The organism is Cohnella cellulosilytica, assembly GCF_042431195.1.
In the GTDB taxonomy this organism is placed as follows: Bacteria; Bacillota; Bacilli; order Paenibacillales; family Paenibacillaceae; genus Cohnella; species Cohnella cellulosilytica.
Map to the genome: position 1 here is coordinate 1 of NZ_JBHMDN010000039.1, position 6807 is coordinate 6807.

The 6807-nt window shown below is 43.2% G+C and carries 4 protein-coding genes; 1 reads left to right on the forward strand and 3 read right to left on the reverse strand.

Annotation, left to right across the window (positions count from 1 at the left end):
• Window positions 1-108 precede the first annotated feature (108 nt).
• From ACFFT4_RS26105 to ACFFT4_RS26115, 3 genes are all read right to left on the reverse strand, one after another.
• Window positions 109-1470 (reverse strand): SIR2 family protein, encoded by a 1362-nt coding sequence (locus ACFFT4_RS26105; protein WP_378051948.1) that lies wholly within the window; start codon window positions 1468-1470, stop codon window positions 109-111.
• A 44-nt stretch (window positions 1471-1514) separates the two neighbouring features.
• On the reverse strand, window positions 1515-2516 hold the full coding sequence (locus ACFFT4_RS26110) for a hypothetical protein (protein ID WP_378051949.1): 1002 nt from the start codon (window positions 2514-2516) through the stop codon (window positions 1515-1517).
• 137 nt (window positions 2517-2653) lie between these two features.
• Window positions 2654-4942 carry a hypothetical protein gene (locus ACFFT4_RS26115; protein ID WP_378051950.1) on the reverse strand — a complete coding sequence of 763 codons (2289 nt, stop codon included), beginning with the start codon at window positions 4940-4942 and terminating at the stop codon, window positions 2654-2656.
• Window positions 4943-5575: 633 nt separating this feature from the next.
• On the opposite strand from ACFFT4_RS26115, the gene ACFFT4_RS26120 reads away from it, so the two are divergent.
• Window positions 5576-6724: a site-specific integrase gene (locus ACFFT4_RS26120; protein WP_378051951.1), complete on the forward strand. Its 1149-nt coding sequence runs from the start codon at window positions 5576-5578 to the stop codon at window positions 6722-6724.
• Window positions 6725-6807: the final 83 nt, after the last annotated feature.

Genomic DNA, 6807 nt, shown 5'->3' on the forward strand with positions numbered 1-6807 from the left:
CAGCAAGTGGCAGTCAACCGGGGCAAGGTATGCCCAAGTGACTGCCACGAATTTTGCGGGTGATCGGTTCATGGTGACAACGGTCAGGAGCGGACGGTTGCTGCTGCGCTATAAGTTCACAACATATTCTTCGTTATTCATAACTTTTCGCAACAAAGCAACCATTTCTTCTGAATATTTATGAGTGGTCATTCTATCACCAACTTTAACAGTTATATGATATCTATTATCGCTGGTCTTAATGCTATGCCCCGTCTCTCTCTTAACTTTCTCTAATAGCGAGTGAGCGCTGTACCATCCTTCAAAACCCAGTTGTTTTGAAACTTGTGATAAAGTGTAGGGAAATGATGCATTTAAAGCAGTTGGATTTGTAAGAGTAGTAATTCCATAAATTTTTGCGAGCTCTCCTTCTTCCCCTACAGCTTTTTCTAAAAACTCAAAGTCTACCTCTATTGTCCTTTTAGGAATATCATATCTCACAAGTTCATACGTTCTTGCAAGTAACGAACGCAAGATTTTTGGATTTATTTTTTCAATAGAGTCATTTGCCCCGAATGCCTCAAATACCCAATTAAATGAATTACTTGTTATTGATTTAATACGCACACTCCTATATGAATCAATAGAAATAATTTTTTCACGTTGCGGGTATTGGGAATCGGATACCGAAGGTGACCATTCGAGAATGTATATATTTGGTATTAGCTCGTTGTTACTTGAAATAATTTCATCGATATCAGATAAAATGGTCTTTATGTTAGGGTCTTCTGCGCTATAACCAATAAATAATAAAGGGTGTTCTGCGAAATAAGTTAGTAGCTTGGCGCTTAAATATTTCTTTTTATTCATAAATTCATTATAATCATTTTGTGTCAAAACCATGCTCTCAGGTTCTGTAATACAACCATGAATCTTAAATACCTCACCAATACTCATAGGATTGGTTTTAAGGATTTTTTGACCAATAATAGGTTCATAGTCAGGAAAGACTTTCTCCAAGAATTGATCGTAGTTTGTTGTAATAACAGTATGGGGACGTATACGTTGCAACAATTCAATTTCATTGATTAACTTACTTTCTGTTATATGCTGCAAGGTAGGCGGAGTAATAGATTCTATAAATTCTCTAACTTTATGTTTAAAGTAAATATCAGATGATTTGGATGCATCAAATAGTTCTCTTGGGAAATTTTCTTTACCAGTACTCCAAGCCCACTCCTTATAAAGTTGAGAAAAGACTTCGCCTATTTTAATATTTGATCCGTTACTTTGCTTATAATAAGCATACTCCTTGTCAATAAGGGGACACAATTCAGCCATTTTCATAAGTAGTTGTTCCCAATTAGGTCCATCAAAATAACGCTTCGATAATCCAGATCCGATAAACAGAATTGGCTGGCATCCCATATTTTCCAAGCAAGCGTTAATATCATCGCTAACATCTGCTATATACTGCGTATAGTTTTGCATGGCTTCCCTCCATGTTTTAAGTTGATATAATATCTGCTATAATTTCAATTTTCTAGGAGATTATGATTCCAGTTAAGAGCGTATTTATTTGCAGTATAGATAACATCTAAATATTCAGACATCTGCTTTTTTGATGTAATTCCTTTTTGTGTAGATTTTGAGTAGTAAATTAGCACTTCTATAGCTAATTTAATAGCCTTTAATGCTATACTTTGGTCATCAATGCTAGTACCTTTATGCACAAATAAATGGCGTGCATTAAATACATCTTCAACAGAAAGGCTATCGTACATTTGTCCAACAAGAGCACGTACTCTTTTTTTAATCAGATCAAAACCATCGCCCTGCTCTGAGAAAAGAATTTCAATAGCAGTCACACAACCAAGTATTTGAGATGAATAATCTAGAGAATGAATTGCACTAGAAAGTCGCAATACCGACAGAATGACTGTACTACGTAATTGCGACGAAATATATCTATAGTTAATGATTATGGTAGAAAGTTCAACATATCGTTCACTGTTTAGTAAATCAGTGATCTCACTATGGGTGAATTCTAAATAGTCTTCAGGAGTTTCTATTATGTTAGTAATAGGGTCAGATAAATGAATATTAAATCCTTTACTCTCGAAGTTATATGCCATAATTGTCTTATTATATCTATGCAGTTGCTCTAACAACCCACAAGTCCCCTTGTGCCCGTTCCACTCGAAATATACAATGGTTAAAAGTGCTGAAATTTCATATGCTCTTGCTGCAGCATTCTTTAGTAACTCTGGCTTGCTTCCATCAGGAATAGGAATAATACCGGTTCTTTTTATTGCAAGATATACATCAAAATCATCTTCAAATAGGTATATTATATTGTTTGAATCATTCTCTGTGCTGTTATTAGAATCCAAAATAGGTAGTATCTCTTCGATTTGCTCTCTTGAAATTATCGTGGCATCATGGAATATAGGATTCGAGATACTGTTAATCGTATCTTTCAAAAGCAAACCCTTTAATGGAAAGAAGAACCACCAAACATTATTAGTTAGATTCAATCGCATATATCCCTCCTTGGGCTCAGCTAACCTTTTTCTGAATTGAAGTAGGTTTCTTATAGGCCTTAATTCATAGTATAAATTTACCACAAAAATGCCGCCAAGTCTCCATACTTCAACTTGACGGCAAGTGTGTATTAATTTATCAGAATATCTTTGTCATCATCATTACAATCACTTTCCCCATGCAGCCCTCTGGCCAGTTTCTCTACCTCTTGCTTGATATTGGCATCCGACTGTAGTTCTTCAACGAAGTCGAACATCTCCCTAACTTCTTCCCAATTGAACGCGGTATAACGCCCACCAGCAACGCGATAACCTTGCGGAGCAAGTACCAGTCCATCTCCGCCATTTGTTTGAGCATTCTGGAAGTAGCTCATTATGATCGGCATCAACATCTTTTCATCGTACTTGTTCTTGATGCCCATACTATGGAGAGTCTGGATTGCGTCAGCGATCTTGATGAGTAAAACTTTCCGACCACGGACCTCTGCTTTGCGTTCGCCATCCTTGCCATACACGTCTTTCTTGTCGGGAGTCGGCTGGTACACCATAACTGTTTTACCTATACCGAATACGTTACCCTTGTTGTTTCCGTAGGTGTTCCCACAGTACGCAAGATCGTTAAGGAACTGCCAAAGCTCATCAACTTTGTTTCCGAGTGTTACCTCTGCATGCTCGGTGATCGTGTCAACGACATCATAAATCTCTTCATCGGAATAATGGCAGTTCAATCCACACTCATCAGCCAGCTTCTTGAAGTAGTACAAACCAAGCGACACAACGGCGTAGTTACCAATCTCACGTTCCTTTAATTGCGAGTACTTCGCTGCGATCATTTGTTTGCTTTTCTCGTATACCGCTAGAACGTCGGCTTTATCCTGTCTCGCGCACCAAAGAAGATAGCCTGTCCAAAAGCGCTTGTCTTCTGTGTTGTTGAGTAGGTGATAGGTTTCTTTCGCTACCTTTGAACCCTTTGACTTAAGGAAGTTCACATCCACACTGACAGGGACAACGCGCTCGGCAATGGCTTGATCGGATGTGCCCATCTGACCAATAAAGATGATCGCGTTCCGGTAATCAAATCTTCTTGTGCTTAAGTCCTTTTGTCCTTTTGAAGAATACCCCCGATTATATGACTCCCGTAATAGACGTTCTACCGAGTTGCGTTGCGTCTGTATCCATTCATGAGGCCGGAATTCATCAAAAGGGACGGGGATATGATAGCTCGTACCTATCGCTTGACTGTTTGCGAATTGCGTACCGAAGTTAGCGATCTCCGGACTCGCTCCGTAGCCAATGTATGACATCAATGTACTGATTAGTCCTGTTTTCCCTCCTCCGTTTACACCGCTAACCGCAAGATGTGGAAAGCCGCCAAGGTTCCCGTCTATCCGAATAATCGTCTCGAAAGGTAACGACATAAGCCAGCCCAGTATGGTTATCATGGTTGATCGCTTATGGAGCGACAGAACATTCTCGGTGAAGAGTGGTAGTACAACATGCTTCCACGATTCCGCATCATAGCCTAGTCCTTGAAGCTTCATAATCTCTGGGATGCTTACGACTTCATCACGGACATATACCATATCAGGCTGCTCGTCTCCGTGACTGTTATATACCTTCTGTGGGGTAACGACGACGGCTTCACCTAAATCCAAACGCTTTATCCCTATTGTGTTTATGCCTGTACGCTCGATGGCAGCAGCTTCAAAGAACAGGTACTCTCCAAGTTGCCCAATCTCTTGATCGGAACCATAAACAAAAGCACCGTGCACCTTCTTCTCTCGGAGTGTTTCGCGCAGACTCGAAGCGGTATAGAAGTTATAGGATCGCAGTTCTACGGTTGATCGAGCTTCTTTTCCTGTTACACGATGTTTGCTAATAATCTCGAACACGCCAAATCCTTCGGTTGTGACCTGCTCCTCTAATGTCTCCGTTTCATAAAGGACAATATATATCGGACGGATTGTAAAGTTCGTGATTCTGCCGATGCCTTTCGAACGAATCGCATACATACCGTCAGCTTGTTCCGATACGACGGATTGAGCATTGGGTAGCAACTTTTGCGGTGGCTGCTTTAACTGCTTTTTGACTTGATCGGATAATCGCTTCATCTGACCGTAAGTTTTGTCCGGATAGAGACCTTCGTTATAAGTCAAGGTGTAGCCGTCAATCACCTTTTGCATGAACGTTTCTTTGGCTGACTCGTCAATCTCCGTACGGGTTATCATGACATCGGCATAGATTTCTGTAAATTCACGGATTTTGTCTGCATCGTGGAGCAAATAGATTCTGCGTTTAATCGTGTTGCTCGAAAGATCGTGGTTCCCCAGGATATACTTCTTGAATCCTTCTGCGGTAGTTGTATCGATTGGTTCATTTGGTTCCTGTTCAGCCTCTCCTAACAAATCTTCTATGTTCATGCACATTCCTCTCCTTCGTTTATTAGCGTCTCCAACAGATTGCTTGCCGCTGGGTGCTGTTGTAAAATGACGGTATAAAACATTAAGGTTAAGCGGTACATGAGAGAGGCAACCGATTCCTAGATCTGGTGTCTCTCTTTTCTGTGTCGGGCGGGTCTATAGGCTTCACTCCCCGAGGCTCAACTCGACCGACAGCTACGTAGCTCTAGGTGCAGGGTAGCCGCTTGGGTCGGTAAGGCATTCTACACGCTCTGCTTGGAGGGGAGCAAGACCCTTCGGCAGAAGCGCCCGCGCCGTGCCTCGCGATATCCCGTCTGTTTTGACCTTTGTTGACCAATAATTGACGACTGGATTATTTGCGTGTTTTACTGGTCTTAGGGGTGGACCGTTTGGGTTCGGTTACCGCTGCAAGATAGGGTAGCCGCTTGGGTTTGAACCCAGCCACAGCCTGAGAGTGTGGCAAACATCGTAACGGAAAAACAAGGGTTGCCTAGCTCTGACCCAAACGGTTGTTGGTAACCGCTTAGGTGAGCCAACAAGAACCGTAGCCAAAAGATATGAGCCTTTTCGCTTTTCACGAAGCGGAAGGCTCTTTTTTGCGGCCAAAATTGAGTATACGTAGGAGGTAGAAAGATGAGAGGTTGTGTATCAAAGCGCGGTAACAAGTGGTCGTGGGTGGTTGAAATGGGCAAGAACAGCGAAGGCAAGCGTCGGCAAAAGAGCAAGGGAGGCTACGAATCCAAAGCCGATGCGGAGAAGGCACTCCAGAAGGTGCTCCACGAGTTAAATACCGATACATATATCGAGCCGACCAAGGATGACGTAGCAACATTCTTCACGTCGTGGCTGGCACAGAAGCAGATGAATATCCGTCCCGGTACATATAAGACATATCGGTGGCTGGTCAATTACCATATCATCCCGCAGCTTGGTCAGATCAAAATGGTAAACCTGTCGCCGCAACATTTAGTCAGCATGTACGAGCGGCTTGGAAGCGGCGAAAAGCGATTGTCTCCGCAAACGATCAACCACGTCCATAAGGTCTTGCACGATGCACTAGAGACTGCTGTTAAGTGGGAGCTATTAGTCAAGAATGTTGCTCGATTGGTGAAGCCGCCACAGATACCTAAGAGTGAAACGAAGACTTGGACGGACGAGGAATTGATGCAGTTTTTGGATTTTACGAAGAACAGCCGATATCACATCATCTTTTTGCTAGCGGCGACAACAGGTATGCGACGTGGCGAGGTTCTTGGAGTGAAGTGGGAGGACATTGACCTGACAGCAGGGAAGCTATCGGTCCGGAGGTCATATACTCGCGGCGTTGTCGGTCATATCATGCAAGAGCCAAAGACCGCTGCTGGTATCCGAACAATCGTTTTGCCGCAGCAGACGGTCGAAGCTCTCAAGAAACATCACCTCGTGCTTGAAGAAGACCGGAAGAAGGCCGAGAAGAACGGGACGGAGTACAACGATCATGGCTTGGTTGTCCAGACGCGAAACGGTTACCCGGTCAGCCCTTACTTCTTGGAAGCGCGGTGGCTGGACTTACTCCGGAAGTCTGGACTACCCAAGATCAGGCTTCACGATCTCCGGCACACCCATGCGAGTTTACTGCTCAAAGCAGGAATACATCCGAAAGCTGTTAGTGAGCGGCTTGGGCACTCATCAATAATGATAACGTTAGATCGCTATTCGCACCTGTTTCCAACGCTTCAACAGGAAGCCGCTGAGAAGCTGGACGAGCTTCTAACAACAGCGGCAGCAACCGTCCGCTCCTGACCGTTGTCACCATGAACCGATCACCCGCAAAATTCGTGGCAGTCACTTGGGCATACCTTGCCCCGGTTGACTGCCACTTGCTG

Excerpts from the sequence above, each read along its gene's own strand:
- ACFFT4_RS26115 (WP_378051950.1), bottom strand. The coding sequence starts at position 4,942 with ATGAACATAGAAGATTTGTTAGGAGAGGCTGAACAGGAACCAAATGAA.
- ACFFT4_RS26105 (WP_378051948.1), bottom strand. The coding sequence starts at position 1,470 with ATGCAAAACTATACGCAGTATATAGCAGATGTTAGCGATGATATTAAC.
- ACFFT4_RS26120 (WP_378051951.1), top strand. The coding sequence starts at position 5,576 with ATGAGAGGTTGTGTATCAAAGCGCGGTAACAAGTGGTCGTGGGTGGTT.